A 26,441-nucleotide genomic window follows, 5' to 3' on the forward strand; every position below is an offset into this window, starting at 1 on the left:
GATCTTTACCCGATCAGGTCAACTCACCGCCGCTGCGGACCGCTGGGCCGCCCGATCGGGGCACCCCCGCCGAGTTTCACGTCCTTCACGCCGACCACCTGCGCCCGCTTGCCGGTCGCGTTGTGGTGGTGCAGCAGGAGCAGCCCCTCGGACTTGTCGGTCGCCTGCGCCGCCGCGTCCCGGTTGACCACCAGGGCGGTCCCCGGCTGCGCGAGGTGGCTCAGCGCGGGCTCGCCGGCACCCTGCACCCACAGGCCCGGGTTCAGCGGGTCGAAGGTCAGCGGGGTGGCGATCTGGTCGATGGTGCCGGTGGTGTCGCCCGGCGCCCGGTAGTAGCCGGCGACGCCGACCTTGTAGGTCAGCCTGGCCGACGGGCTCTCGCCGTTGACGCCCAGCGCCTTGAGCGAGACCGGCAGCACGACCACGTTGCTGTCGAAGACGTTGGTGTCCACCTCGCCGAACTGGCCGTTGATCGGCTGCAGGTCGACGCTGGTGAACCCGCCGGTCGGCAGCGGCTTGCGCAGGTCGACGGTGTTGGCCACCCACACGTCCGAGCCGGTGAGCTTCGTGGCGAAGGTCTCGAACTCCGGCTTGCCGTCGTTGTTGGTGTCGATGTCGACGAACGGCTGGGTGTTGCTGCCGAGGTTGGCCCAGTTGCCCCAGCTGACCAGGCCGAAGGCGAGCACGCCGTCCTGCGGCTTGCCCTGCATCTTCGCCAGCGGCGCGGTCGAGCCGACACCGACGTAGCGCAGGTCGCCCGCCTTGGCCGTCTCGTTGATCGTGCAGTTCCTGGTCACCGAACCGCCGCAGTCGGGCAGCTGGTCGGAGCGGGCCTGCATCTCCATGACGCTGATCAGCGAGCGGTAGGCCTGGGCACCGGTGCCCTGGTTCACGCCGCGGCCGCTCAGGTTGAGCACGCCCTGCTCCTGGCCGGGCTGGAACAGCAGCGTGTCCTTGGCGACGATGTCCGCGGCCGGCTTCGGCGCGGCGTAGACCGACAGGCGCAGCGGGACCACGGCGCCGTTGGTCGGGGTGAGCACGATCCGGCCGGAGGCGTCGGCGAGGAACTGCCGGGCGACGCCGAGCTGGGTGGTGGCCACCGTGGCGTCCACCGTCTTGCGCAGCGCGGCCGGGTCGGTGATCTTCAGCGTGACCTTGAAGTTGGCCACGCCGCGCGGGCTGACCTTGACCGTCGGCGCGGACAGCTCGTAGCTGACGCCGGGGATCGAGGTGGCCGCCTGGTAGGAGGTGCGGTACTCGACCGCCTTGACGCCCTTGTTGACCACCTTGATGTTCTTGGTCAGCGTCAGCGGGCCGGAGACCTCGACGGTGCCGAAGGACGCGCTGACCGCGCCCGGGTCGTCGGTGACCATGGCCAGCACCTGGTTGTCCAGCGCCGCCTTGGCGTCGATGCGGCCGGTGCCCACGCGGTTCGGCGCGTAGATGGTGCCGTTGGGGCCGGTGCGGACCTCGACGCCCGCGGTGTTCATGACGGCCGCCTTGACCTCTTCCGGCGTCCAGTCCGGGTGCGCCTGGCGGACCAGGGCGGTGACGCCGGAGGTGTGCGGAGCGGCCATCGAGGTGCCGCTGATCACCAGCGGCTGGTTGCCGGAGCCGGACAGCGCCGAGGCGATGGTGTCACCGGGCGCGGCGATGTCGGGCTTGACGATCTTGCTGTGCACGCTGCGCGAGGTGAAGGTGCTGGGCGTGTCGTTGATCTCCGGCGCGGTGGTGCGCACGGTGGAGCGCAGGTGGCCGCCGAGCTTGACCTCCAGGGTGCCCGCGGTCAGCGCCGGGCGCAGCGCCGCGGTGGCGGAGCCGGTGAACTGGAACATCGGCACGGTGGCGTTGCCCGCGATGCCCGCGGCGAAGTTCTCCAGCGCGGAGGAGAGCACCACGCCGAGCGCGCCCGCGGCCCCGGCCTGGTTGGCCCTGGCCGCCGAACCGCACTTGCGGGTGGCGTCGTTGTCGTCCCACTCCAGCCAGGCGAACTTGCCCGCGACCGCGGCCTTGTCGGCGGCGGAGTAGGCCAGGCAGCCGTCCTTGTTGTCCGCGGCCGACAGCGCGACGACCGGCTTGGTCAGGTCGAGCGTGTCGTACTTCGCGTAGTCCTGGCTGTACTGGCCCGGCTTCACGCCCGCGAGGGTGTTCGGGGCGGCCACCTCGGCGCCGTCGCGCAGGACGAAGGAGTCACGGGTGCTGGCGACGGTCAGCGCCTCCGGGGTGTTGCCCGGTGAGCCGCCGACGTCGTAGAGGTCGCCGCCGTTGCCCGCGGAGATCACCGGGAGCACGCCGTTGGCGACGAGCTTGCGGACGAACAGGCTGTCCGGGTCGTCGGCACCGCCGAAGTTGCTGCCCAGCGACATGTTGACCACGTCGAGGCGGTCGGTGAAGTCACCGTCGCCGTCCGGGTCCAGCGCCCAGTCCATGGCCTGCGAGGTGACGTCGGTCGAGCCCTCGCAGCCGAAGACCTTGATCGAGTACAGCAGGGACTTCGGCGCGGTGCCCGGGCCGACCCGCATCTCGTTGAGCTGCTTGGCGGTCAGCTTGTTGTGGTCGCCCTTGAAGGTGCTGCCGTCGGCGTTGACGCCGAAGCCGCCCGTGGTGCCCGCGACGTGGGTGCCGTGGGTGCCGCAGGAGATCGGGTTGGGGTCCGGCGCGGGGGTGGGCGAACCGGTCTCGCCGTTGGCGTCGTACTTGTCACCGACGAGGTCGATGCCGCCGACGACCTTCGGGGTCGGGAAGACCGCCGGGTTGGCCTTGTCGCGGTCGACCGCCGCGTAGGCCTCCTTGGTGCCGGGGCCGCCGAAGGTGGCGTGGGTGTAGTCGATGCCGTCGTCGATGATGCCGACGCGGACGCCGTCACCCAGGACGCCGTTGGACTTCCAGGTCTGCAGCGCGCGGGTCAGCTGCACGGCGTTGGAGTTGCCGCGCGACTTCGGCACGACCGTGCGCACGGAGCGCACGTCCTTGCGCGACGCCAGCTCGGTGATCTTCGCCGCGTCCGCCTGGACCACGACGCCGGGAACGGCGTTGGCCGTGCGGTACAGCTCGCGGGTGCCGCCGTCGCGGGAGCGCAGCTGGCCGACGACCGCGTCGGCCGCCTTCCTGGTGTCGTCCTTGGCGCGCTGCGCCGCGGCCTTCGCCTGCTGTTTGCCCGCGCCCTTGCGCTCGGTCTCGGCGAAGGCGTCGACAGCGGGCTCCTTGGCCAGCTCGATGAACGCGGTCACCTTGCCGTTGGCCGCCGCGAGACGCGGTTCGACCTTCTGCTGCAACGACTTCGCGGACAGGCCCTTCGCCGCCGGAACCCCCTGCGCGAGCGGTTCCTGCGGGGCCTGGGCGCCGGCCGTGCCCGCGGTGACACCGATCCCCAGCACGGCGGCGAGCACCGCTGCGGCGGACCGCGTCGCTCTGGGGCGAACCCGGGATGAACTCACTGTTGCCCTCACTGGAGGTCATCTCCGACCCTGCCGGTGCGCGCCCGCCTGCACGAGCGGCTCGACCCCGCGTGACGGCGAGGGAATCCCGACGTGGCGCCGTGCCCTCAACGGCGCCTGGTCTGACCTCGGCAGGCAACTTAACTCGGAAGAATGTCGGTGCTATTACTCCATTCGAGTGACCAAGCGGCGAAGGTTTTCACTTAAGTCACGGAGTTACCGGCCTCGATAACACTTTGGGGCGCAATACCGACACAACTCGACTCACCTGTTGGTGAAAACCGCCCTGACCAGCGGTGTCGTTGACAGCTCAACCAGAAACGCGAAGGGCGGCTCCCCGAGGGGAACCGCCCTTCGCGTGCGATCGCGACCTAGTCGAAGGACAGGGACCGGACCATCTTGGCGCCGACGGTGGCGCCGATCGGCTCCAGCACGTTGCCGTCGACCGGGCGGTCCACCCGCAGCAGCATGGTGGCGTCCGCGCCGTCGGTGGTCTGGCTGATCTGCGCGGCCTCGACGTTCACGCCCGCCTCGCCGAGCAGGGTGCCCACGGTGCCCATCACGCCGGGCCGGTCCGGGTACTCCAGCAGCAGCACGTTGCCCTCGGCGCGCAGGTCGAAGTTCCTGCCGTTGATCTCCACCAGCTTCTCGACCTGCTTCGGGCCGGTGAGCGTTCCGGAGACGCTGAGCCGGGTGCCGTCGGCCTGCACGGCGACCAGCGTGACCAGGCTGCGGTGGTTGGCGCTCTCGGGCTCGGTGGTCAGCTCCACCGCGACATCGCGGGCCTCGGCGATCGAGGAGGCGTTGACGAAGGTGACCTGCTCCTCGACCACACCGGCGAACAACCCGCGCAGCGCGGCCAGCTGGAGGATCTTGACGTCCTCATTGGACAGTTCGCCGCGGATCTGCACGTCCAGCGTCGCCGGGGTGCGCGCGCTGATCGCGGAGAGCACCGCGCCGAGCTTCTGGGTGAGCGGCAGGTAGGGCCGCACCTCCTCGCCGACGATGCCGCCGCCGCGCACGTTCACCGCGTCCGGCACGAAGTCCCCGCGCAGCGCCAGGACCACCGAGCGGGCCACGTCGGTGCCCGCGCGGTCCTGCGCCTCTGCGGTCGAAGCGCCCAGGTGCGGGGTGACCACGACGTTGGGCAGCCCGAACAGCGGGCTGTCGGTGCAGGGCTCCTTGGCGAAGACGTCCACGCCCGCGCCCCCGACCTGGCCGGTGCGCGCGGCCTCGGCCAGCGCCTCCTCGTCGATCAGGCCACCGCGGGCGGCGTTGACGATCAGTACGCCCTTCTTGGTCTTGGCCAGCTCGTCGGCACCGATCAGGCCCTTGGTCTCCGGGGTCTTCGGCAGGTGGATGGAGATCGCGTCCGCCTGCGCGAGCAGGGTCTCCAGGCTGACCAGCTCGATGCCCAGCTGGCCCGCGCGGGCCGGGGACACGTAGGGGTCGTAGGCGATCAGCTTGGTGCCGAACGCGGCGATCCTGGTGGCGAAGAGCTGGCCGATCTTGCCGAGGCCGATGACGCCGACGGTCTTGCCGTTGAGCTCGACCCCGCCCAGCGCGCTGCGCTTCCACTTGCCGTCCTTGAGGCTCGCGTCGGCCTCGGGGATGCGGCGGGCGACGGCAAGCAGCAGCGCGACCGCGTGCTCGGCGGCGGAGACGATGTTGGAGGTGGGCGCGTTGACCACCATGACACCGCGCGCGGTCGCGGCGTCCACGTCGACGTTGTCCAGGCCGACCCCGGCGCGCGCGACGACCTTCAGCTTGGTGCTGGAGGCCAGGGCCTCGGCGTCGACCTGGGTGGCGGAGCGCACGAGCAGGGCGTCGGCCTCGGCGAGCGCGGCGAACAGGGCGGGGCGGTCGGTGCCGTCGACGTGACGGACCTCGACCTCGTCACCGAAGACATCCAGCACGGACGGCGCCAGCTTCTCGGCGATCAGGACGACCGGGCGAGGTGACTTGCTCACAGGTGCTCTCCAGGAGATGGGTGCGGCCGTGGGCGGCCATGACGTCGAGCAGCGGGCCACCGCGTTGTAACCCGGAGAATCCGCAGTGTATCTGCGGGGTTACCGACGCATTTCGGGAGTCGGAAGTGATCCCCGACGCACCACGCTGCGTGCCTGCCCGGTCGCGGCCGGGCCCGCATCCTGAACGAGTCGTTCGGGGAGGGCGGGAACGCGAGCGGGCGGCCCGTCGCTCACCGGGCCGCCCGCTGCTCTCGTGTTCTCGCGCGATCTTCCGCGCTAGAAGGGACGGTCGAACTCCCCGTCCTTGGCTCCCGCGACGAACGCGTCCCACTCGCCCGGCGTGAAGACGAGGACGGGTCCGTGCGGATCCCCGCCGTGGCGCAGACAGGTGTAGGTGATCCCATCGGTGTGCAGGATCTGGGTCATCTCGACCCGGCCGCCCGCCGAGCCGTCGTTGTCGTCACCCCTCCAGTGCGCCCCGGAGAAGTCGAGCTGGTCCCGGATGTCGGCCTTGTCGTCGTGGCTGTGGTCGCCGACGGGCCGGGTCCTCACCCCGGACGTGCTCTCGCTCACGATGAGACCGTCCTCACAGTTGTGGTCACTGGCCGTGCCAGCGGCCCGCGCGGACCCCGTCCAGGAACCCGTGCCACTGGGTCTCGCTGAACACCAGGACGCCCGCGGCGGGATTCTTGGAGTCCCGCACCCCCACCGCCGCCGCTGTGTAGGCGACCTCGACGCAGTCGTTGCCACCCCCACTGTGGCTGCTCTTGCGCCATTCCGTGAACATCCCCCGACGCTCGTCGACGCTCACGTCAACTCCTTTGCCCTAGAGGCGATCAGCGCGACGGATTCCTCCGTGCCGAGCGCCGCCGCCCGTACATGATCGAATACCGTGCTGTACCAGCGGATTTCCTCTGGTTTCTCCAGGTACAGACCGCTGGTGAGGGTGTCCAGGTAGACCACGGTCGGGTCGATCGGATCCGGGAAGCCCAGGATCACGAACGGACCGTCTGCGGCCGCGTGGGCACCGACGCCGAAGGGCAGGACCTGAAGTTCGATGTTCGGCTGCGCCGTCATCTCGACCAGGTAGTCGAGCTGTTCGCGCATCACCTCGTCCCCACCGACCTTGCGGTGCAGGACCGCCTCGTCGATGACCATCCACAGCTTGGGCGGCTGGTCGCGCACGAGGATGGACTGCCGGGCCCGGCGCGCGGCCACCCGGCGCTCGACGTCATCGGTGTCGGCCTTCGGCCGCACCGCGCGGAAAACGGACCTGGCGTAGTCCTCGGTCTGCAGCAGGCCGGGCACGAGCTGCGCCTGGTAGCACCGGATCGAGGCCGCCTCGGCCTCCATCCCGGCGAACGCGCCGGTCAGCACGTCGCTGTAGTTGTGCCACCAGCCCTTCTGCCTGGCCATCCTGGACAGCTCGACCAGGGCGTCCTGCCGGTCGCCCTCGACGCCGTAGAGCTGGAGCATGTCCCGGACGTCACGAGGGTTGACACCGGTGCGGCCGGTCTCGATACGGCTCACCTTGGCCGCCGAGCACTCCAGGTGCCCGGCGACGTCCTCGCAGGTCAGCCCGGCGGCTTCGCGTAAGCGGCGCAGTTCGGATGCCAACCGGCGACGCCGCACGGTAGGGCTGTGGCCGGCAGTCACGGTCTCCCTCTCCAGTAATGACGATGCGTGGTCCCGATCGACCTTCATACGGTCAGGATCGTCCAAAACACGCCTCGGCGGGAACTCGCCGCAGTGTGCCCGCGCCGGAAAGGGTGTCGCAATCGCTTGTCCTACTGCTGGGCACAGTCTCACCCAATCGTGTCATTCGCAGGATGTACGTTGCATTTCTCTGGAAGCGTCTTGCACGCTTAGTGCACACGGGGTCGCTCTCCGGAGTTTCCGCCTCCGGGGCCATCCCCACGACCAGACGATCGGGAGCGGGTGGGGGTTGTGTGGCTGCCGGGAAGGTCGCTGCTCGACGTGCGCGAGGCGCCGAGCGACTGTTCCGTGCAGGGCCGCGACTGCTACCGCGAGGTCGCGACGAAGCTGGCCGAACTGGAGTCGCTGGCTCTGCGCCAACCCGACGTTCTGGGCAGGAACGCGCTCTTGCGCACGGTCCGGGGCTGGCAGTTCCTGCTGGCCCAGCACCGCAGCACCGGCCGCAGGCGGCGCCGTTGCCGTCTCTGCGGCACCGGCTGGCGGAATGGCGGCTGGCCGTGCGCCACCTGGTGGATCGCCTACGCACAGCTGTGCGTGGTGCCGGACACCACCGACGAGAGGCCGTCCCGGCTCGCGTCCCCCTCCCCCCGCGCGGGCCGGGACGGTTTCCCGTCGCAGGACACGGTGCGCATCCCCCGGGCGTGCCCTACCCGTGCATGACTTGTGCACCCTGCAACTCACGTGAACGCGAACGCCGGTGCGAACTGCAACGGGACCACTGTGGACAGCCGGTCTCCACCCCCTTTTCCACCTGACCCTTCTGCCTCAGCGGCACCTTTCGCGGCGTCATAAGCGCATTCGCCGCGCAATGGCGTTTTGTGAGCGTTCACAGCGGGCCGGGAAATGACGGAAGGGGCGCCGGAGAACTCCGGCGCCCCTCCTCGTACCGGGTCAGGCGGTCTCGGTGATCGGGCGGTCCACCCACGACATCAGGTCGCGCAGCTTCTTGCCGGTCTGCTCGATCGGGTGCGCCGCGGACTCCTCGCGGTACTTGGTGAACGCCGGACGGCCGCCGTCCATCTCCGCCACCAGTTCCTTGGCGAACTCGCCGCTGCGGATCTCGGCGAGGATCTTGCGCATCTCCTCCTTGGCGCGGGCGTCCACCACGCGCGGGCCGCGGCTGTAACCGCCGTACTCCGCGGTGTCGGAGACCGAGTAGAACATCCGCGAGATGCCGCCCTCGTACATCAGGTCGACGATCAGCTTCAGCTCGTGCAGGCACTCGAAGTAGGCGATCTCCGGCGCGTAGCCCGCCTCGGTGAGGACCTCGAAGCCGTTCTGCACCAGGGAGGCCACACCGCCGCAGAGCACGGCCTGCTCACCGAAGAGGTCGGTCTCGGCCTCCTCGGCGAAGGTGGTCTTGATCACGCCGGCACGGGTGCCGCCGATGGCCTTGGCGTAGGACAGCGCGAGCGCCTGGGTGTCGCCGGAGGGGTCCTGCTCGACGGCGATCAGGCAGGGCACGCCCTTGCCGTCGACGAACTGGCGGCGGACCAGGTGGCCGGGGCCCTTCGGGGCGACCATCGCCACGGCCACGTCGGCGGGCGGGGTGATCAGGCCGAAGCGGATGGCGAGGCCGTGCCCGAAGAACAGCGCGTCGCCGTCCTTCAGGTTCGGCGCGATGTCGTTGCTGTAGAGGTCGCGCTGCTTGTGGTCGGGGATCAGGATCATGATCACGTCGGCCTCGGCGGCGGCCTCGGCCGGGGTGAGCACCCGCAGGCCCTCCTCCTCGGCCTTCGGGCGGGACTTCGAGCCCTCGGGCAGGCCGATCCGGACGTCGACCCCGGAGTCGCGCAGGCTCAGCGCGTGGGCGTGACCCTGGCTGCCGTACCCGATCACCGCGACCTTGCGGTTCTGGATCACGCTCAGGTCGGCGGCGTCGTCGTAGAACATCTCCACGGACATGGTGCTCGGTGGTCCTTCCAGTAATAGCGAGAAAAAACGGGGCCCTAGCGAACGGCGGCGGCGGTGATGGAGCGGGCTCCCCTGCCGATCGCGACCATGCCGGACTGGACCATCTCCCTGATCCCGTACGGCTCCAGCATGCGCAGCAGCGCGTTGAGCTTGTCGGCGGTGCCGGTGGCCTCGACCGTCACCGCTTCTGGCGAGACGTCGACCACCTTGGCCCGGAACAGCTGGACGGTCTCCAGCACCTGGCTGCGCACCGTCGCGTCGGCCCTGACCTTGACCAGCAGCAGTTCGCGCTGCACGGCCGTCGGCGGGTCAAGCTCGACGATCTTGATGACGTTCACCAGCTTGTTGAGCTGCTTGGTCACCTGTTCCAACGGTAGTTCGTCGACCGAGACCACGATCGTCATCCTGGAGACCTCGACGTGCTCGGTCGGGCCGACGGCGAGGGACTCGATGTTGAAGCCCCTGCGGGAGAACAGCCCGGCGACCCTGGCCAGCACACCCGGCTTGTTCTCGACCAGCACGCTCAGCGTGTGCCTGCTCATCACTCATCTTCCTCGAACAGCGGGCGGATGCCGCGCGCGGCCATGATGTGGTCGTTGCCGGTGCCCGCGGCCACCATCGGCCACACCTGGGCATCCTTGCCCACCACGAAGTCGATCACGACGGGGCGGTCGTTGATCTCCATGGCCTGCTTGACGACGGCGTCGACGTCCTCTTTGGACTCACAGCGCAGTCCGACGCAGCCCAGCGCCTCGGCCAGCAGCTTGAAGTCGGGGATGCGGTGCTTGTGCGTTCCCAGGTCGGTGTTGGAGTACCGCTGGTCGTAGAACAGGTTCTGCCACTGCCGGACCATGCCGAGGTTGCCGTTGTTGATCACGGCCACCTTGATCGGGATGTTCTCGATGGCGCAGGTGGCCAGCTCCTGGTTGGTCATCTGGAAACAGCCGTCGCCGTCGATCGCCCACACCTGGGTGTCCGGCATGCCCTGCTTGGCGCCCATGGCCGCGGGCACCGCGTAGCCCATGGTGCCCAGCCCGCCGGAGTTCAGCCACGTCCTGGGCTTCTCGTAGCGGATGAACTGCGCCGCCCACATCTGGTGCTGGCCGACGCCCGCCGCGTAGATCGCGTCCGGGCCGACCAGCGCGCCGATCCGCTCGATCACGTACTGCGGGGCCAGGGTGCCGTCGGTCGGCTCCTCGTAGCCCAGCGGGAAGGTCTCCCGCCACGAGCTCAGCTGCTTCCACCACGGGCCGATGTCGGCGCGCTCGGTCTCGAACTCGGCGCGCACCGCCTCGATCAGCTCGCCGATGACCTCCTTGCAGTCACCGACGATCGGCACGTCCGCGCGGCGGTTCTTGGAGATCTCCGCCGGGTCGATGTCGGCGTGCACGATCTTCGCCTCGGGCGCGAAGGAGTCCAGCTGCCCGGTGACGCGGTCGTCGAACCGCGCGCCCAGGGTGATCAACAGGTCCGAGCGCTGCATCGCCGCGACCGCGGCCACCGTGCCGTGCATGCCGGGCATGCCCAGGTGCAGCTCGTGCGAGTCGGGGAACGCGCCGCGCGCCATCAGCGTGGTGACCACCGGGATACCGGTGAACTCGGCCAGCTCCCGCAGCTCCGCGGACGCCTGCGCCTTGAGCACGCCGCCGCCGACGTAGAGCACCGGGCGCTGCGCCGCCGCGATCAGCTTGGCCGCCTCGCGGACCTGCTTGCCGTGCGGGCGCACGGTGGGGCGGTAGCCGGGCAGCTTCATCTCCGGCGGCCACGCGAAGGAGGTGGCCGCCTGGAGCACGTCCTTGGGCAGGTCGACCAGCACCGGGCCGGGGCGGCCGGTGGCCGCGATGTGGAAGGCCTCGGCGATCGCCCTCGGGATGTCCAGCGGGTCGGTGACGAGGATGTTGTGCTTGGTCACCGGCATCGTGATGCCGCAGATGTCGGCTTCCTGGAAGGCGTCGGTGCCGATCGCCGAGCGGGCGACCTGGCCGGTGATCGCGACCACCGGGACGGAGTCCATGTAGGCGTCGGCCAGCGGGGTGACCAGGTTGGTCGCGCCCGGCCCGGAGGTGGCCATGCACACGCCGACTTTGCCGGTCGCCTGCGCGTAGCCGGTGGCGGCGTGACCCGCGCCCTGCTCGTGGCGGACCAGGATGTGCCGCACCTTGGTGGAGTCCAGGAGCGGGTCGTAGGCGGGCAGGATGGCGCCACCCGGGATACCGAAGACGACCTCGCATCCGGCGGCTTCGAGGGAGCGGACAAGGGACTGCGCACCGGTCACCCGGATCGGGGCCCCGGACGGGGGCGCGGGGCGGGGGCGCGCACCCTGGGGATTCTGCGGGGCCTTGGGCACCGCGGCCGGTCGCGATGTGGCGCTGGTCATCGTGTCTGCCTCGTGGGTGTCGAGTTGACTTGGGGCTGTCCGGGCAACAAAAAACCCTCGTCGGCCGGTGGTGGGCCGTACGAGGGTGGCGCGTCGACGAAGACTTCCCTAGGCGTCGACGCGCCCGGGAAGTACGAGGACCCCGATGAACGGGAAGTTGCGCAGCAGCACGCGGATGAAGCTAGCGCCAATGGCCCAGCAGCGTCAACTCTGCGGGATCTCCCTCCCGGATGCTGGACACGACCGGGGGACACACGAGGGCTCGTCCGCAGGTGGGAGCATGGATGACGTGGTATTCCAACTTCCCAAGGTCGCGTTGCTGCCGATCGCCTTGCTCGCGCTGTGCATGACGCCGGTCGCCTTCGGCGCACCCGGTCTCGTGGCGATCTACCTCGTGCCGCTCGCGCTCGTCTGGGTGGTGCTGCGGGCGCGGACCGTGGTGGGCTCGGACGGGTTGGTCGTGCGTACCGCGTCCGGTTCGCGGCGCATAGAGTGGGGACAGGTGACGTCCCTGCATCTGGGGCGCCCCAACAAGGTCAGCCTCGTGCTCAACGGCGGCGAGCGACTGACCCTGCCCGCGGTGCGGCTCGGCGACCTGCCCGCACTCGCGAAGGCGAGCGGTGGCGCGGTGCCCGATCCCAGCGCGACCGCCGAGAAAGCTCCCGACCAGGGCGTAACCTCGACTGACACCGACGAGTAGTTCCCGCTTTAAGGAGGGGCCGTGCCCCCGCTGCGTTCCCGGATCACCACCCACGGCCGCAATGCCGCAGGCGCCCGCTCGCTGTGGCGCGCCACCGGCATGACCGACTCGGACTTCGGCAAGCCCATCGTGGCGATCGCCAACTCCTACACCCAGTTCGTGCCGGGCCACGTGCACCTCAAGGACATGGGCGAGCTCGTGGCGGGCGCGGTGCGCGAGGCGGGCGGGGTCGCGCGCGAGTTCCACACCATCGCCGTGGACGACGGCATCGCCATGGGGCACAGCGGGATGCTCTACTCGCTGCCCTCGCGCGAGGTCATCGCCGACGCCGTGGAGTACATGGTGCAGGGCCACCAGGCCGACGCGCTGGTGTGCATCTCCAACTGCGACAAGATCACCCCGGGCATGCTGATGGCCGCGATGCGGCTGAACATCCCGGCCGTCTTCGTCTCCGGCGGACCGATGGAGGCGGGCAAGGCCGTCGTCGTCGAGGGCGTCGCACAGGCCCCGACCGACCTGATCACCGCGATCGCCGCGTCGGCCAACGCGAACGTCGACGAGGCCGGACTGTCCGAGGTGGAGCGTTCGGCCTGCCCGACCTGCGGCTCCTGCTCCGGCATGTTCACCGCGAACTCGATGAACTGCCTGACCGAGGCGCTCGGGCTCTCCCTGCCCGGCAACGGTTCCACCCTGGCGACACACGCCGCGCGGCGCGATCTGTTCCTGCGCGCGGGCACCACAGTGGTCGAGCTGGCCAAGCGCTGGTACGAGCAGGACGACGACAGCGCCCTGCCGCGCACCATCGCGAACAAGAAGGCGTTCGAGAACGCCATGGCGCTGGACGTGGCCATGGGCGGCTCCACCAACACCGTGCTGCACATCCTGGCCGCGGCGCAGGAGGGGCAGATCGACTTCACCCTCGCCGACATCGACGCGATCAGCCGCCGCGTGCCCTGCCTGTCCAAGGTCTCGCCGAACTCCGACTACCACATGGAGGACGTGCACCGGGCAGGCGGGATCCCGGCCATCCTCGGCGAGCTGGACCGGGCCGGGCTGCTGCACCGCGACGTGCACTCGGTGCACAGCCCCACCCTGGAGCAGTGGCTGTCCACTTGGGACATCCGCGGAGCTTCGCCGTCGCCGGAGGCGGTCGAGCTGTTCCACGCCGCGCCCGGCGGGGTCCGCACCACTCAGGCGTTCTCCACCGAGAACCGCTGGTCCTCCCTGGACACCGACGCGGCGGGCGGCTGCATCCGGGACTTCGAGCACGCCTACACCAAGGACGGCGGGCTCGCGGTGCTCTACGGCAACCTCGCCGAGGACGGCGCGGTGATCAAGACCGCGGGCATCGACGAGGAGCTGTGGCGCTTCCAGGGCCCGGCGCGGGTGGTGGAGAGCCAGGAGCAGGCCGTTTCGGCGATCCTGAACAAGGAGGTCCAGGCGGGCGAGGTGATCGTGGTCCGCTACGAGGGTCCCTCCGGCGGTCCTGGTATGCAGGAGATGCTGCACCCCACCGCGTTCCTCAAGGGCTCCGGGCTCGGCAAGCTCTGCGCGCTGATCACCGACGGCCGGTTCTCCGGTGGCTCCTCGGGCATCTCCGTCGGCCACATCTCCCCCGAGGCGGCCGACGGCGGGCTGATCGGTCTGGTGGAGAACGGCGACCAGATCCTGCTCGACGTGTACGAGCGGAAGCTGGAGCTGCTGGTCGACGCCGACGTGCTCGCCGAGCGCAGGGCGAAGATGGAGGCCCGCGAGCGCCCGTGGCAGCCGGTGGACCGCCAGCGCGAGGTCTCCACGGCCCTCAAGGCGTACGCGAAGCTGGCCACCTCCGCCTCCACCGGAGCGGTCCGCGACGTCAACCGCGTCTGACCCCGGCGTTGCGCACTGAATGAGTCATTGGGGTGGTTGAACGCACCGAAATGACTCGTTCAGTGCGCTCCACGCGCTGGATGGGTCATTGGGGGCGGGCGGTAAGTTGCGCGGATGCTTGGTGATCATCAGCAGGTGAAGCGCGTTCGCGAGGTGCCGACCCGGGCGCGCGCTACCGATCTCGTCTACGCCCCCGACCTGGACGGTCAGGCCGATCCGGGCGAGGTCGTGTGGGCCTGGGTGCCCTTCGAGGAGGACCCGTCCAAGGGCAAGGACCGCCCGCTGCTCGTCGTGGGCCGGGACGGCTCGATGCTGCACGCGATGATGCTGTCCAGCCAGGTGCCGGACTACCACGAGGAGCAGGACTGGCTGGAGCTCGGCATCGGCGCGTGGGACCGCTCCGGGCGGGCGTCCTACCTGCGGCTGGACCGGCTGTTCGAGCTCGGTGAGGACGACATCCGCCGCGAGGGCGCGGTGCTGGAGGCCGACCGCTTCACCCGCGTGGCGATCGCGCTGCGCAAGCGCTACGGCTGGCGCTGACGTCAGGTACCCAATGCGGCATCGGTGACGTCTGGCGTGACGAATGCCGCATTGGGTACGCAAGCGCCGGGCTGGGTCAGGTGCGGAAGACCAGCTGCATGAGCAGGGTCGCGGCCACGGCGACGGCGAGGCAGCCCACGCCCATGCCCAGCGGCCTGCGGGACCAGAAGAAGCCGGTGTCCAGGCCGAGGCGGCCGGGTCCGGTCAGCACCACGCCCGCCGCCATCGCGCCGAGGGCGAGGTCGAACTCGAAGCCGGTGCCCTGCTGGCCGAGGAAGAAACCGCCGCCCCACTTCATGATCACCACATTGATCATGATCGCCAGCAGCCCGGCGGCGGCCAGCGGGGTGAACAGGCCGATCACCACCAGCGCGCCGCCGACCAGCTCGGTCAGGCCGGTGAGCCACGCCAGCAGGGTGGTCTGGGTGAACCCCTTGCTCTGCAGGAACTGCGCGAACCCGTTGATACCCGGTCCGCCGAACGCGCCGAAGATCTTCTGCGCGCCGTGCGCGATGAACGTGCCGCCCAGCGCGAACCGCAGCACCAGCTGCCCGAAGTCCGCCCCCGCCGTCCAGGTGAACGGACGGATCTCGCCGCTGGTAGCCGACTCTCCCTGAGTGCTCACGCGCCCACGCTAGGGGATCGGCGCGCCCGGGGCGACCGCTTCGCGAAGGTGTCGCCCCGGACTTCTCCCCTAGGGGATGCGTGAGGAATCCGTGTTCGCGACAGCCGGGCCGAGCCCGCCCCTGGCTGTGTCGCCGGGCAGCCCACGTACCACACCGGTACGCGGTCTTCCCGCCGTCTTGCCAGGAACGACCTCGATCCCGACCCTCATCGAACGAGACTCCTCACGCATCCCCTGGGATGCGCCAGATCTGCGCGCCGCTGCCGTTGCAGTCGAAGATCTGCAGCTGCGTGCCGTTGGTGGTCGTGCTGTTGGGGACGTCGAGGCAGCGGCCGGACATGGGGCTCACCATCCCGCCGCCCGCCTTCGGCCACCACTGTTGCGCGGAGGTGCCGTTGCACTGCCACAGCTGGACCTTCGTGCCGTTCGCGGTGCCGCTGTTGCTGACGTCCAGGCACTTGCCGAGCGCGCGGACGGTGCCGTCGGAAGCGAAGGTCCACTGCTGCGCGGTGCCGCCGTTGCAGTCCCACAGCTGGACCTTGGTGCCGTCTGCCGTCGCGCCCTGGTTGACGTCGACGCACTTCGCGGCGAGCCCGGTGACGGGGCCGGTGCGCGGCTGCGCGGGACCCACGTCGAAGGACGGCGGAGCGTCGGCCGCGGCCGAGCCCCACGTGGTGTTCGGGCTCGCACCGAGGGTGTAGTCGAGCGTGCCGCCGTTGCGGACCATGTCCTCGCCGACCCACGGCTTCGCCGAGGTCTGCCCGTTGACGCGCAGGCTCTGCACGTACTTGTTGGTGTCACTGGCCTGCGGCGCGGTGATCTTGATGGTGACGCCGTTGCCCCGGGTGATCGTGATCTCCGGGAACAGCGGGCTGGCCAGCACGAGCTCACTGCGCCCAGGAGCCTCGGGATACATACCGAGTGCGGCCCACACTCCCCAGGACGCCATCTGCCCGAGGTCGTCGTTTCCCACGTATCCGTCCGGTGCGGGCTTGAAGATGCTTGTAAGCGCACGGCGGACGATGTCCTGCGTCTTATAAGGCGCTCCGGCGTACGCATAGGCCCACGGTGTGTTCAGGGTCGGCTCGTTGCCCAGGTATGCGTAGGGCTTCTTCGGACCGGCGTTGAGCTCGGTGAAGAACGTGTCCAACCTCGACAGCACGGCAGCGTTGCCGCCCATCGCGTCGAACAGCCCACGGTGGTTGTACGGCACCATCCATGAGTACTGCGCTCCGTTGCCTTCGACGTACTCGTTCTCCTGTGCCGGCGAGAACGGAGTCCACGTGCCGTCACCGTTGCGGGGCTGGATGGTCTTGATGCCGGAGTTCAGCAGACTCCGCCAGTTCTGCGCTCTACGCAGGAAAAGCTCGTGCGTGGCGTTGTCACCGATGCGCGCGGCGAACTGTGAGACGGCGAAGTCCGCGCTTGTGTACTCCAGTGTGGTGGATGCGGTCCCCCACACTCCGCTCGTGCCCGCGGGGATGTAGCTCTGCCCGTCGTACTGGACGTGCCCGGGGCGTTGGCGAGGATCGCGACTGCCGGTGACCATGCGTTGCAACGCGTCCGCGGTGTTGAAGTTGGTGGCGCCGAACGCGTGCATGCTCGCCACGATGATGGACATCGGGTCACCGTTCATGACACCGGTGCCCCCGTTGGCCACAGTCCACCTGTCGAAGTAACCGCCCTGCGTCGCCTGGTTCACCGCGGATTGCGCGATGTCGGATGCCTCCTTGGGCGCCAACAACGCGACGAGTTGCACCTGTGAGCGGTAAACGTCCCAGCCCGAGAACGTGGCGTGCTGGACACGCCCGGCTGGGAGCTTGTGGATCCGGCGGTCGAAGCCGATGTAGCTGCCGTCGACGTCGCTGAACACATTGGGGTGCAACAGCGAGTGGTACAGGTTCGTGTAGAGCCTGCTCCGCTGCGTGTCCGTGCCGCCGGTGACCGAGATCCTGCCCAGCAGCTCGTTCCACGTCGCCCTGGTGCCGTCACGGACCTGCTCGAACGTGCGTGTGCCCTGCTCCGCGTCGAGGTTGGCTTTCGCGCCTTCAAGACTCACGTAGGAGACGCCGACGCGCGCGGTCACTGTCGAGGATGCGAAGGACACCAGAGCCTTCGCCGCTGGAGCGTCCTTAGTGGACTCTGCAGTCTTCCGCGTGCGGTCGACGCGGTTGTCCTTGCTGACGATTCCCGACTGCACAAAGGGCTGGTCGAAGACAGCGTGGAAGTACAGCCGGTATCGGTTCCCCGTGCCGCAGAAACCACCGCTGTCGGTGAACCCGGTCAACGTGCTGGTGCCGATGGTGATCGCACCCGTTGCGGGGTTGAAGCCACGTGCCGCGTCAGCCGTCAGCGACGCGCGTTGGCCCGCTGGGTAGGTGAAGCGCGCGATGCCGGACCTCTGCGTCACGGCGAGGTCGGCGCGAATGCCGTTGTCGAAGCGCACTCCGTACGTGCCGGGCGACGCGCTCTCGTTCGCGTGGGAGAACGTGTGGTGCTCCACGGGCTGATCGCCGAGCACCGGCAGGAACGGGATGTTGCCGTGGTCGCTGCACCCCGGGCCGGAGATGTGGGTGAGGCTGAAGCCGCGGATGCGGTTGTCCTCGTAGTGGTAGCCGCCGTGCTGGTGGGTCACGGTGTCCGGGCTCCACTGAAGCATCCCGAACGGCGCGTCGGCGCCCGGGAAGGTGTTGCCCGCGCCGCCGCCGTGCCCGAAGTCGGGGCCGCCGGGCTTCGTCCCGACGAAGGTGTTCACGTACTGGGCGGGATCACTGATCGCCTCGGCGCGCGCCGAAGATCCGCTTGCGGGATCGAGCATCGGCACTGGCGCTGCAGTGGCCTGGACGCCGCCGACCAGCAGTGAGCCGACGGCGGCGAGAACAAGGGGCAGACGAGCTAAGCAGGGGCCGCTCATGCCGTACTCCTCGGGAGCAGAGGTGACAACGTTGTCAGCCTCTGCATCCTCCCAAGGACGTCGCGCCGCTTCTAGGCCAAAACCGGTGAAATCAGTAGGCGCCGCGGATGAGGTTGTCGGGGTCCTTGCCGGCGGCGAACTGGGCGATCTGGCGGGCGGCGATGCCCCACGCCCGCTTCTCGCGGACGGTCACGCTGCCCGCGACGTGCGGGGTGAGCAACAGGTTCGGCGCCGTCCACAGTGGATGGCCGGGCGGCAGCGGCTCCGGGTCGGTGACGTCCAGCGCCGCGCGCAGGCGCCCCGAGTTCAGCTCGGCCACCAACGCCTCGGTGTGCACCACCGGGCCACGCGCCGCGTTCACCAGGATCGCGCCATCGCGCATGCGGGACAGGAACTCCGCGTCGACCATGTGCCGCGTCGCGTCCGTCATCGGCACCACCATGATCACCGCGTCGTGCTCGCCGAGCAGGGCGGGCAGCTCGTCCACACCGTGCACGCCATCCCGCGCCCTGGTCCCCACGAGCGTGGTGTGCGCGTCGAAGGCGTCGAACCGGCGGCGCAGCTGCTCGCCGAGGTCGCCCGCGCCCACCACGAGCATCCGCTTGTCCTGCATGGTGTCCGTGACGTGGTAGTCCCACTCGCCCGCGCGTCGGGCCGCGTCGAACGCGGGCAGCTCGCGGTAGATCGACAGCAGCGCGGCGAAGACCCACTCCGCGGTGCTGCCGCCGTGCGCGCCGCGGCAGTTCGACAGCCGCACGCCCTCGGGCAGGCGGCCCAGCCACGCCTCCGCACCCGCGGTGAGCAGCTGCACGAGCCGGAGCTTGGGCATCTGCTCCATGGCGGAGACGAGCTTGCAGACCGAGAGGAACGGCGGGACGAGCACGTCCGCGCCGGCCAACTGGGCGGGGTCGGACAGGTCGAGCACCACGGCGCGCACTCCATCCACAGTGGACAAAGCAGCGACTCCGTGGTCATCGGGAACGAGCACGGTCAACGTCACGGGGCGCACGTTACCCGCACCGGTACCTGCGTCCGGCCGAGAAGTGCGGCACACTTCGTGACGATGGAAGAGCGCTGGGTGTCGGGCACGGACGGCACGAAGATCAGGGCGTGGCGCGCGGGCCGCGCGGGCCCGCCAGTACTGCTGTGCGCGGGCCTCGGCACCCCGGTCGAGGCGTGGCCCTCGTTGACCCATCCTGACGCGACGGTGCGCGTGTACGGCTGGCACCACCGTGGCACCTTCGACTCCGCACGGCCCGCAGACGAGGACCGCATCCAACTGGACGACCACGTGGGCGACGCACTGGCCGTCCTCGACGACGCCGGAATCCGGCGCTGCGTCGTCGTGGGCTGGTCGCTCGGGGTCACGGTGGCGACCGAACTGGCGCGCCGCCACCCGGACCGAGTCGCCGGGCTGATGCTGGTCGGCGGCGCTCCCGGCGCGTTCTTCGACGACGTCCTCGGCGTTCTCGGCCTGCCGAAGCCGCTGAGCAGGGTGCTCGCGCGCGGTGGGACGCAAGCCCTCCGCTGGGCCGGTCCGCTGCTCGACGCCGTGGCACATCGACTGCCCGCGCACCTGTTGCCCGGCAACGAAGCCCTCCGCGTCTCGGCACAGCGGTTCCTCCAGCACGACTGGCGCTGGTACTGGACCCTCGCCCTCGCCCTCGGCGACACCGGCAGGCAGGACCTCAGCGCGCTGTCGTGCCCGGTCACCGTGGTCGCCGGGCGCTACGACGTGCTGGCGGACCCGCGCGGGGCGTGCTCGGCGACCGGTCCGTTGCCGCAGGCGCGGCTGCGGGTGCTGCCGTGCGGCCACTTCGTGCCACTCGAAGCGCCGGACGTGCTCGCCGCCGAGCTGGACCTGCTGGTGGAGCGCGCGGAGGCGGTGCGTGACGCACTCGACTACGCCGATCCCCGCCCACTCACCCCGGATTCACCAGGGCCCGCCTACCCTGGTCGATCGTGACACCCCTGAGCAGACGGTTCCGCGGCACGGCCCTGCTGGCCGCCATCTCCGCGTTCAGCCTGCTCGCGGCGGGCTGCGCGACCTTCCCGGAACAGCCGAACACGAAGTGGACGCAGCGCCCGCACCTCGAACCGCAGGCCGGGCCGAACCCGCAGGTGCCCGGCGGTGGCGGCAACCCCGGCCAGCGGCCGCCGCGCCAGACGCCGAGCGGACCGCCGAAGCCGCCCGAGGGCTGCAAGGACTACAGCTCCGCGGTGATGGCGACCTGCCTCGACCCGATCTCGGCGGTGGCGGTGCTGCCGGACGGCAAGACCGCGTTCGTCGCCGAGCGGACCACCGGCCGGGTGCTGCGCACGGTCGAGGGCACGCAGGACACCACGCTCGTCGCCCAGCTCCAGGTGGACTCCACCGGTGAGGGCGGGTTGACCGGGCTCGCGCTGTCCCCGTCCTTCCGCGAGGACAACCTGATCTACGCCTACATCACCACCGCGACCGACAACCGCGTGGTGCGCATCGCCCCCAAGGACTCGGCGAAGCCGGTGCTGACCGGGATCCCGCGCGGGTCGAGCAACAACGCGGGCGCGCTCACCCGCGACCGCAACGGCGCGCTGCTGGTGGCCACCGGCAACGCGGGCAACGCCGGGGCGGCCGACGACCCGAACTCGCTCGCGGGCAAGCTGCTGCGCATCGACTCCACGGGCAAGCCCGCTCCGGGCAACCCCACCGCGGGATCGGTCGTCGTCGCCTCCGGCCTGCACTCCCCCGGCGGGATCTGCACCTCGCTCAGCGGCCAGCTGACCTGGGTCACCGACCGGCGGCCGGACCGCGACGTCGCCTACAAGTTCTCCCTCGGCAAGCCGCTCGGCGCGCCCGCGTGGAGCTGGCCGGACAAGCCGGGCGTCGCGGGCTGCGCGGCCTACCCGGACCTGCTGTCGGTCAACCTGGAGAAGGGCGAGGCCATGTACGACCTCACCCTCGGCCCGACCGGCGCGTTCACCGGCCAGCCCGTCATGCGGGAGAAGGGCACCTACGGCAGGCTGCGCGCGGGCGACCTCACCCCGGACGGTGCAGCGCTGTGGGTGGGCACCACGAACAAGGGCGGCGGCAAGCCCGTCTCCAGCGACGACCGCGCGCTGATCATCATCCGGCAGTCCGGCGGCAACGGCGTCGACTAGAACCGGAACGCGAGCGCGCCGAACAGGGCGCTCAGCAGGAACAGCGCGGCGTTCTTCATCCGGTGGTCGACCAGGATCGCCACGAACTCGCGCAGGAACGCGCTCGGCCAGAAGTACCTGGCGATCGGCGCCCCGACCACGTGCCCGGTCACCCCGGCCCGCCGGGCGAAGGCCGCGGCGCGGAGCACGTGGTAGTTGCTGGTGACGACGACGCACTGGTAGCCGGGCCTGCGCTCGGCCATGATCTCGCCGCTGAACAGCAGGTTCTGCAAGGTGGTCCGGGACTTCTCCTCCAGCACGATCCGCTCTTCCGGCACGCCGCGCGCGATGAGGTAGTCGGCCATCGCGCGCGCCTCCGACACCGAGGCACCGGGCCCCCGCCCGCCGGAGACGATGATCGTCGCGTCGGGCGAGGCCGCCGCGACCTCACGCGCCTTGTCCAGCCGCCCGGCCAGCTGCGCGGGCACCTCGTCCCCCTTCAGGCCCGCGCCGAGGACCACGATGAAGTCGGCGCGGCCGCGGGGCCCGACGCGCGCGTAGAGGGTCGAGTACAGCAGGAAGCAGCCGAAGACGAGGGCGATGTAGCCGAGGCCGCCCGCCGCGCCGCCGACCAGGACCCTGGCCAGGGGGTTGCTCGCCGTCATCGCGACCGTCATCGCGAACACCCCGACCGCGGTGCCGACGAGGATGCCGATGCCCAGGAGCAGGGAGAGCAGGTTGGCCAGCCGCCACCCCTCGCGCCAGAGCATCACGATCCCGTTGAGCATCAGGAAGACCGAGAGCCCGAAGATGAGCAGCGGGCTGACCAGCAGCAGCGGGACCAGCATGGCCTTCACCGTCCCCGGGGCGGCCACGGCCAGGTCGAGCAGCCACGACGCCACGAGGAAGCCCAGCGCGATCACCAGGTACGCGCCGTTGCGCAGCCGCCTGCGGTCGACGACGAAGCCGACCAGGAAGGCGACGAACCACAGGCCGGCGACCACGTAGCAGAACATCGCCAGGCCGCTGTACTTCTCCATGCGGGGACGGTAGTTGATCAGCCGTGCATGGCCGGGTTCAGGCCGATGCCACCGATCGGGTCCGCTCCGTCATCAGGAACAGCAGGACGGTGCCGAGCACCGCGCCGCCGAGCACCTTGGCCAGCTCGGTGAACGCGTCCAGCACGGGCAACCCGCTCCCGCCGAGCGGGGTGCCGCCCAGCACGACGACCAAGCTCCACAGGCCCAACGAGAACATCGCGCCGCTGCCCAGCCACGCCGCCGCCAGCGGTCCCCAGCCGTTGCGGCCGCGCGCGAGCATCTGCATGCCGATCGCGGCGGCCAGCGCGAAGGCGTTGAGATCGACCACCGCGACGCCGAGCGCGAGCACCGTCCCCAGGTTCACCAGAACGATCTGCAGCCCCTCCGTGGGCGACGGAGGTTGTTGTCCCGCAACGAAAAGCGGGGTCCACCGGGCTCGGGCGTAGAGCACGAAGGCGATCGCGAGCAGTACGCCCTGCAGACTGAACCCGGAGTAGACCACCGTGTAGACCCACGGCTGCACGGGACCCGCGCCCGGCGAGACGTCGCCCTCGGTCAGCGCGGCGACCGGCGTCGCGATCGCGATCGGCCCCAGCAGCCCGGTGGCGATCCACATCGGGAAGACCACCGACCACGCGGGCAGCCGCATGCCCCACGAGTGGGTCAGAACGAGCGCGACGACGACCGCGACGGCGTCCATCGCCGCGGTGAGAGCGTTGAGCGCGAGCATGCTCGGCTCGCGCAGCACCGCCGGGTCGGAGAACCCGATCCCGCTTCCGCTCAACCACAGGACCTTGAGCGCGAGGTACGGGAGGGCGCACAGCACCGCCGCGTAGCCGATGATCAACCGCGTCTTCATGCGGTCAAGCATCCGATCGCGCCGGGTGAGGTGGCTCCCGCACGCGAGTGGGCCGCCTCCCCCACGAGGGGGAGACGGCCCACGGCGGGAGAACTACTGGCAGCGCTCCAGGATGAGCTCGCGCACGCGCTTGGCGTCGGCCTGTCCCTTGGTGGCCTTCATGACCGCGCCGACGACCGCGCCCGCGGCCTGCACCTTGCCGCCGCGGATCTTCTCCGCGATGTCCGGCTGCGCCGCCAGGGCCTCGTCCACCGCCGCGATCAGCGCGGAGTCGTCGGAGACGACCTTCAGCCCGCGCGCGGCGACGACCTCGTCCGGCTCACCCTCCCCGGCCAGCACGCCGTCGACGACCTGCCTGGCCAGCTTGTTGGTCAGCGCGCCCTCGGAGATCAGCGCGATCACCCTGGCCAGCTGGGCGGGCGTGATCGGCAGCGCGTCCAGCTCGACGCCGCGGCTGTTGGCCTGCTGCGCCAGGTAGGACACCCACCACGAGCGCGCCTCGTCCGCGGGCGCCCCGGCGTCCACAGTGGACGCGATGAGGTCCAGCGCGCCCGCGCTGACCAGGTCGCGCAGCTCCAGGTCGGAGAGGTTCCACTCCTGCTGCACGCGCTTGCGACGCTCCCACGGCAGCTCGGGCAGCGTGGTGCGCAGCTCCTCGACCCACTCGCGGGAGGGCGCGACCGGCACCAGGTCCGGCTCCGGGAAGTACCGGTAGTCCTCGGCGGTCTCCTTGCGGCGACCGGCGGAGGTGGTGCCGGTGGCCTCGTCGAAGTGCCGCGTCTCCTGGACGATCTCGCCGCCCTCGACCAGGATCGCCGCGTGGCGCCGCATCTCGTAGCGCACCGCGCGCTCGACGCTGCGCAGCGAGTTGACGTTCTTGGTCTCGGTGCGCGTGCCGAAGACGCTGGCGCCCTTGGGCATCAGCGACACGTTGGCGTCGCAGCGCAGCGAACCCTGGTCCATCCGCACGTCCGAGACGTCCAGCGCGCGCAGCAGGTCCCGCAGCGCGCCGACGTAGGCCTTGGCGATCTCCGGGGCCCGCGCGCCCGCGCCGACGACCGGCTTGGTGACGATCTCGATCAGCGGGACGCCCGCGCGGTTGTAGTCCAGCAGCGAGTAGTCCGCGCCGTGGATGCGCCCGGTGGAGCCACCGACGTGCAGCGACTTGCCGGTGTCCTCCTCCATGTGCGCGCGCTCGATCTCCACCCGGAAGACCTCGCCGTCCTCCAGCACCACGTCGAGGTGGCCGTTGTAGGCGATCGGCTCGTCGTACTGGGAGGTCTGGAAGTTCTTCGGCTGGTCGGGGTAGAAGTAGTTCTTCCGCGCGAACCGGCACCACTGGGCGATCTCGCAGTTGAGCGCGAGGCCGATGCGGATGGCCGACTCCACGCCCTTGCCGTTGACCACCGGGAGCGAGCCGGGGAGACCGAGGCAGGTCGGGCACACCTGGGTGTTGGGCTCGGCCCCGAAGGTGGTGGGGCAGCCGCAGAACATCTTGGTGTTGGTGTGCAGCTCGACGTGCACTTCGAGACCGAGCACCGGGTCGAAGCGCTCCACGACCTCGTCGTAGTCCAGCAGGTCCGAGGTATCAGTCGTCGTCATCGCCGTCGTTCTCCCAGTCGGCAAGCATGTCCCGCTTGAGCAGCTCGATCTGCAGCATCATCGAGCCGAGCATTTCCTCGTCGTTGATCCCGGACGTCCTGCGGGTGCACCAGGTCATCTGGCCGTTGGGATCCATGCACTTGACCACGGTCAGCGCCTCGACCGGGGTCCAGCCCTTCGGCAGCGGGAACAGCTCGACCCCGTGCAGCACCTCGCCGATGGACTTGCGGACCGCGCCCTCCTTGCCCTCGGTCATCGCACCGGCTCGAGTCGGGGCGCGGAGTCCATCAGCGGCCCGCCGCGCGCGGCCTCGTAGGCGGCGGCGACCCGGTACATCCGGTCGTCGGCCAGCGCCGGGGCCATGATCTGCAGGCCGACCGGGAGGCCGTCCTCCTCGGCGAGGCCGCACGGCACGCTCATCGCCGCGTTGCCCGCCAGGTTGGCCGGGATGGTGCACAGGTCGGCCAGGTACATCGCCATCGGGTCGTCCACCCGCTCACCGATCTTGAAGGCGGTGGTCGGGGTGGTCGGCGAGACGAGCACGTCGACCTGTTCGAAGGCGGACTCGAAGTCGCGGGTGATCAGCGTGCGCACCTTCTGCGCCGAGCCGTAGTAGGCGTCGTAGTAGCCGGAGGACAGCGCGTAGGTGCCGATCATGATGCGGCGCTTGACCTCCGGGCCGAACCCGGCCTCGCGGGTCAGCGACATGACCTCCTCGGCGCTGCGCGTGCCGTCGTCGTCCACCCGCAGCCCGTAGCGCATCGCGTCGAAGCGGGCGAGGTTGGAGGAGGCCTCGCTCGGCGCGATCAGGTAGTAGGCGGGCAGCGCGTAGGTGAAGTTCGGGCAGGGGATCTCGACGATCTCCGCGCCCAGCGCGCGCAGCTGCTCCACGGCCACCTCGAAGGCCGCGACCACGCCGGGCTGGTAGCCCTCGCCGCGGAACTCCGGCACCACGCCGACGCGCACGCCGGTCAGGTCGGCCTTGGCGCCCTCGCGCGCGGCGGCGACCACCGGGGGCACGGGAGCGTTGATGGAGGTGGAGTCCAGCGGGTCGTAGCCGCCGATGACCTCGTGCAGCAGCGCGGCGTCGAGCACCGTGCGGGCGCACGGACCGCCCTGGTCCAGTGAGGAGGAGAAGGCGACCAGGCCGTACCGGGAGACACCGCCGTAGGTGGGCTTCACGCCGACCGTGCCGGTGACCGCGCCGGGCTGGCGGATCGAGCCGCCCGTGTCGGTGCCGATGGACAGCGGGGCCTGGAACGCGGCCAGCGCGGCCGAGCTGCCGCCGCCGGAGCCGCCCGGGATGCGGTGCAGGTCCCACGGGTTGCGGGTGGGCCCGTACGCGGAGTTCTCGGTGGAGGAGCCCATGGCGAACTCGTCCATGTTGGTCTTGCCGAGGATGACGATCCCGGCTTCGCGCAGCCTGCGGGTGACCGTGGCGTCGTACGGCGGGATCCAGCCCTCGAGGATCTTCGAGCCGCAGGTGGTCGGCACCCCCTTGGTGGTGAAGACGTCCTTGAGCGCCAGCGGCACCCCGGCCAGCGGCGACGCGGGGGCCTGCCCGGCGTCCAGCGCGGCGTCGACCGCGGCGGCGGCTTCGAGCGCGCCCTCGGCGTCGACGTGCAGGAAGGCGTGCACGTCCGCGTCGGTGGCGGCGATCTGGTCCAGGTGGGCCTGGGTGACCGCGACCGCGGTGGTCTCGCGGGAGTGGATCCTGGCGGCCAGTTCGGCCGCGGTGAGCCTGGTCAGCTCGGACAT

General features: G+C 70.3%; 22 protein-coding genes. 6 read left to right on the forward strand and 16 right to left on the reverse strand.

The features are described from left to right. Window positions 1–23 precede the first annotated feature (23 nt). The 5 genes from BLT28_RS20840 to BLT28_RS20860 form a co-directional block, all read right to left on the reverse strand. Window positions 24–3,437: a S8 family peptidase gene (locus BLT28_RS20840; RefSeq protein ID WP_030429093.1), complete on the reverse strand. Its 3,414-nt coding sequence runs from the start codon at window positions 3,435–3,437 to the stop codon at window positions 24–26. A gap of 371 nt (window positions 3,438–3,808) precedes the next feature. Continuing rightward, on the reverse strand, window positions 3,809–5,407 hold the full coding sequence (serA, locus tag BLT28_RS20845; RefSeq protein ID WP_030429092.1) for a phosphoglycerate dehydrogenase: 1,599 nt from the start codon (window positions 5,405–5,407) through the stop codon (window positions 3,809–3,811). A 276-nt stretch (window positions 5,408–5,683) separates the two neighbouring features. After that, window positions 5,684–5,980, reverse strand: a complete 297-nt coding sequence (locus tag BLT28_RS20850) for a DUF397 domain-containing protein (RefSeq protein ID WP_231950363.1) — start codon at window positions 5,978–5,980, stop codon at window positions 5,684–5,686. 25 nt (window positions 5,981–6,005) lie between these two features. Then, on the reverse strand, window positions 6,006–6,194 hold the full coding sequence (locus BLT28_RS20855) for a DUF397 domain-containing protein (RefSeq protein WP_030429090.1): 189 nt from the start codon (window positions 6,192–6,194) through the stop codon (window positions 6,006–6,008). Window positions 6,195–6,214: 20 nt separating this feature from the next. Continuing rightward, the gene (locus BLT28_RS20860) at window positions 6,215–7,063 is read right to left on the reverse strand and encodes a helix-turn-helix domain-containing protein (protein ID WP_030429089.1); all 849 of its coding nucleotides are present in this window, start codon (window positions 7,061–7,063) and stop codon (window positions 6,215–6,217) included. Window positions 7,064–7,345: 282 nt separating this feature from the next. On the opposite strand from BLT28_RS20860, the gene BLT28_RS20865 reads away from it, so the two are divergent. Further along, a complete protein-coding gene (locus tag BLT28_RS20865) occupies window positions 7,346–7,783 on the forward strand; it encodes a hypothetical protein (protein WP_156050802.1) in 438 nt (145 codons plus the stop codon). Window positions 7,784–8,014: 231 nt separating this feature from the next. Here the strand turns inward: BLT28_RS20865 and ilvC are convergent, their stop codons facing one another. Genes ilvC through BLT28_RS20880 form a run of 3 tightly spaced genes read right to left on the reverse strand, consistent with a single transcriptional unit; the run spans window position 8,015 to window position 11,414 of the window. Further along, a complete protein-coding gene (ilvC, locus tag BLT28_RS20870; protein WP_030429087.1) occupies window positions 8,015–9,028 on the reverse strand; it encodes a ketol-acid reductoisomerase in 1,014 nt (337 codons plus the stop codon). Window positions 9,029–9,072: 44 nt separating this feature from the next. After that, the gene (gene ilvN / locus BLT28_RS20875) at window positions 9,073–9,579 is read right to left on the reverse strand and encodes an acetolactate synthase small subunit (RefSeq protein WP_030429086.1); all 507 of its coding nucleotides are present in this window, start codon (window positions 9,577–9,579) and stop codon (window positions 9,073–9,075) included. Then, window positions 9,579–11,414, reverse strand: a complete 1,836-nt coding sequence (locus tag BLT28_RS20880) for an acetolactate synthase large subunit (RefSeq protein WP_043811089.1) — start codon at window positions 11,412–11,414, stop codon at window positions 9,579–9,581. The genes ilvN and BLT28_RS20880 overlap by 1 nt, the downstream gene beginning before the upstream one ends. Window positions 11,415–11,694: 280 nt before the next feature. On the opposite strand from BLT28_RS20880, the gene BLT28_RS20885 reads away from it, so the two are divergent. From BLT28_RS20885 to BLT28_RS20895, 3 genes are all read left to right on the forward strand, one after another. Then, complete coding sequence (locus tag BLT28_RS20885; protein WP_052407192.1) at window positions 11,695–12,114, forward strand: PH domain-containing protein; 420 nt, start codon at window positions 11,695–11,697, stop codon at window positions 12,112–12,114. 21 nt (window positions 12,115–12,135) lie between these two features. Then, window positions 12,136–13,983, forward strand: a complete 1,848-nt coding sequence (gene ilvD, locus BLT28_RS20890) for a dihydroxy-acid dehydratase (RefSeq protein WP_030429083.1) — start codon at window positions 12,136–12,138, stop codon at window positions 13,981–13,983. A 135-nt stretch (window positions 13,984–14,118) separates the two neighbouring features. Continuing rightward, window positions 14,119–14,523, forward strand: a complete 405-nt coding sequence (locus tag BLT28_RS20895) for a type II toxin-antitoxin system PemK/MazF family toxin (protein WP_231950364.1) — start codon at window positions 14,119–14,121, stop codon at window positions 14,521–14,523. Between the two features lie 76 nt (window positions 14,524–14,599). Here BLT28_RS20895 and BLT28_RS20900 read toward each other — a convergent pair whose 3' ends face one another. The 3 genes from BLT28_RS20900 to BLT28_RS20910 form a co-directional block, all read right to left on the reverse strand. After that, complete coding sequence (locus BLT28_RS20900; protein WP_231950365.1) at window positions 14,600–15,148, reverse strand: DoxX family protein; 549 nt, start codon at window positions 15,146–15,148, stop codon at window positions 14,600–14,602. Window positions 15,149–15,371: 223 nt separating this feature from the next. After that, window positions 15,372–18,062, reverse strand: coding sequence for a GH92 family glycosyl hydrolase (locus tag BLT28_RS20905; RefSeq protein WP_083383772.1), 2,691 nt, complete (start codon window positions 18,060–18,062; stop codon window positions 15,372–15,374). A 91-nt stretch (window positions 18,063–18,153) separates the two neighbouring features. Further along, window positions 18,154–19,062, reverse strand: coding sequence for a 2-hydroxyacid dehydrogenase (locus BLT28_RS20910; protein ID WP_030429079.1), 909 nt, complete (start codon window positions 19,060–19,062; stop codon window positions 18,154–18,156). Window positions 19,063–19,125: 63 nt separating this feature from the next. Between BLT28_RS20910 and BLT28_RS20915 the strand changes: the two genes are divergently transcribed. Both BLT28_RS20915 and BLT28_RS20920 read left to right on the forward strand, forming a co-directional pair. Further along, window positions 19,126–20,028 carry an alpha/beta fold hydrolase gene (locus tag BLT28_RS20915; protein WP_081900226.1) on the forward strand — a complete coding sequence of 301 codons (903 nt, stop codon included), beginning with the start codon at window positions 19,126–19,128 and terminating at the stop codon, window positions 20,026–20,028. Between the two features lie 5 nt (window positions 20,029–20,033). Further along, window positions 20,034–21,203 carry a PQQ-dependent sugar dehydrogenase gene (locus tag BLT28_RS20920; RefSeq protein ID WP_162184826.1) on the forward strand — a complete coding sequence of 390 codons (1,170 nt, stop codon included), beginning with the start codon at window positions 20,034–20,036 and terminating at the stop codon, window positions 21,201–21,203. On the opposite strand, the gene BLT28_RS20925 is transcribed toward BLT28_RS20920, so the two are convergent. From BLT28_RS20925 to gatA, 5 genes are all read right to left on the reverse strand, one after another. Further along, window positions 21,200–22,222 carry a YdcF family protein gene (locus BLT28_RS20925; protein WP_231950366.1) on the reverse strand — a complete coding sequence of 341 codons (1,023 nt, stop codon included), beginning with the start codon at window positions 22,220–22,222 and terminating at the stop codon, window positions 21,200–21,202. The two genes, BLT28_RS20920 and BLT28_RS20925, sit on opposite strands and share 4 nt — an antisense overlap. 37 nt (window positions 22,223–22,259) lie before the next feature. Further along, entirely contained in the window at window positions 22,260–23,081 is an 822-nt protein-coding gene (locus BLT28_RS20930) for a hypothetical protein (RefSeq protein ID WP_052407191.1), read from the reverse strand. Between the two features lie 93 nt (window positions 23,082–23,174). Further along, window positions 23,175–24,683 (reverse strand): Asp-tRNA(Asn)/Glu-tRNA(Gln) amidotransferase subunit GatB, encoded by a 1,509-nt coding sequence (gene gatB / locus BLT28_RS20935; RefSeq protein ID WP_030429074.1) that lies wholly within the window; start codon window positions 24,681–24,683, stop codon window positions 23,175–23,177. After that, complete coding sequence (locus BLT28_RS20940) at window positions 24,670–24,939, reverse strand: hypothetical protein (RefSeq protein WP_052407190.1); 270 nt, start codon at window positions 24,937–24,939, stop codon at window positions 24,670–24,672. The genes gatB and BLT28_RS20940 overlap by 14 nt, the downstream gene beginning before the upstream one ends. After that, a complete protein-coding gene (gatA, locus tag BLT28_RS20945) occupies window positions 24,936–26,441 on the reverse strand; it encodes an Asp-tRNA(Asn)/Glu-tRNA(Gln) amidotransferase subunit GatA (RefSeq protein ID WP_030429072.1) in 1,506 nt (501 codons plus the stop codon). Before gatA ends, BLT28_RS20940 begins: the two co-directional genes overlap by 4 nt.

This window comes from Allokutzneria albata, from assembly GCF_900103775.1.
In the GTDB taxonomy this organism is placed as follows: Bacteria; Actinomycetota; Actinomycetes; order Mycobacteriales; family Pseudonocardiaceae; genus Allokutzneria; species Allokutzneria albata.

Bases quoted from the DNA above. Each gene is read 5' to 3' on its own strand.
- BLT28_RS20855 (WP_030429090.1), bottom strand. From the start codon at position 6,194: ATGTTCACGGAATGGCGCAAGAGCAGCCACAGTGGGGGTGGCAACGAC.
- ilvC (WP_030429087.1), bottom strand. From the start codon at position 9,028: ATGTCCGTGGAGATGTTCTACGACGACGCCGCCGACCTGAGCGTGATC.
- ilvN (WP_030429086.1), bottom strand. From the start codon at position 9,579: ATGAGCAGGCACACGCTGAGCGTGCTGGTCGAGAACAAGCCGGGTGTG.
- BLT28_RS20880 (WP_043811089.1), bottom strand. From the start codon at position 11,414: ATGACCAGCGCCACATCGCGACCGGCCGCGGTGCCCAAGGCCCCGCAG.
- BLT28_RS20885 (WP_052407192.1), top strand. From the start codon at position 11,695: ATGGATGACGTGGTATTCCAACTTCCCAAGGTCGCGTTGCTGCCGATC.
- BLT28_RS20905 (WP_083383772.1), bottom strand. From the start codon at position 18,062: ATGAGCGGCCCCTGCTTAGCTCGTCTGCCCCTTGTTCTCGCCGCCGTC.
- BLT28_RS20915 (WP_081900226.1), top strand. From the start codon at position 19,126: ATGGAAGAGCGCTGGGTGTCGGGCACGGACGGCACGAAGATCAGGGCG.
- BLT28_RS20925 (WP_231950366.1), bottom strand. From the start codon at position 22,222: ATGGAGAAGTACAGCGGCCTGGCGATGTTCTGCTACGTGGTCGCCGGC.
- BLT28_RS20930 (WP_052407191.1), bottom strand. From the start codon at position 23,081: ATGAAGACGCGGTTGATCATCGGCTACGCGGCGGTGCTGTGCGCCCTC.
- gatB (WP_030429074.1), bottom strand. From the start codon at position 24,683: ATGACGACGACTGATACCTCGGACCTGCTGGACTACGACGAGGTCGTG.
- BLT28_RS20940 (WP_052407190.1), bottom strand. From the start codon at position 24,939: ATGACCGAGGGCAAGGAGGGCGCGGTCCGCAAGTCCATCGGCGAGGTG.
- gatA (WP_030429072.1), bottom strand. From the start codon at position 26,441: ATGTCCGAGCTGACCAGGCTCACCGCGGCCGAACTGGCCGCCAGGATC.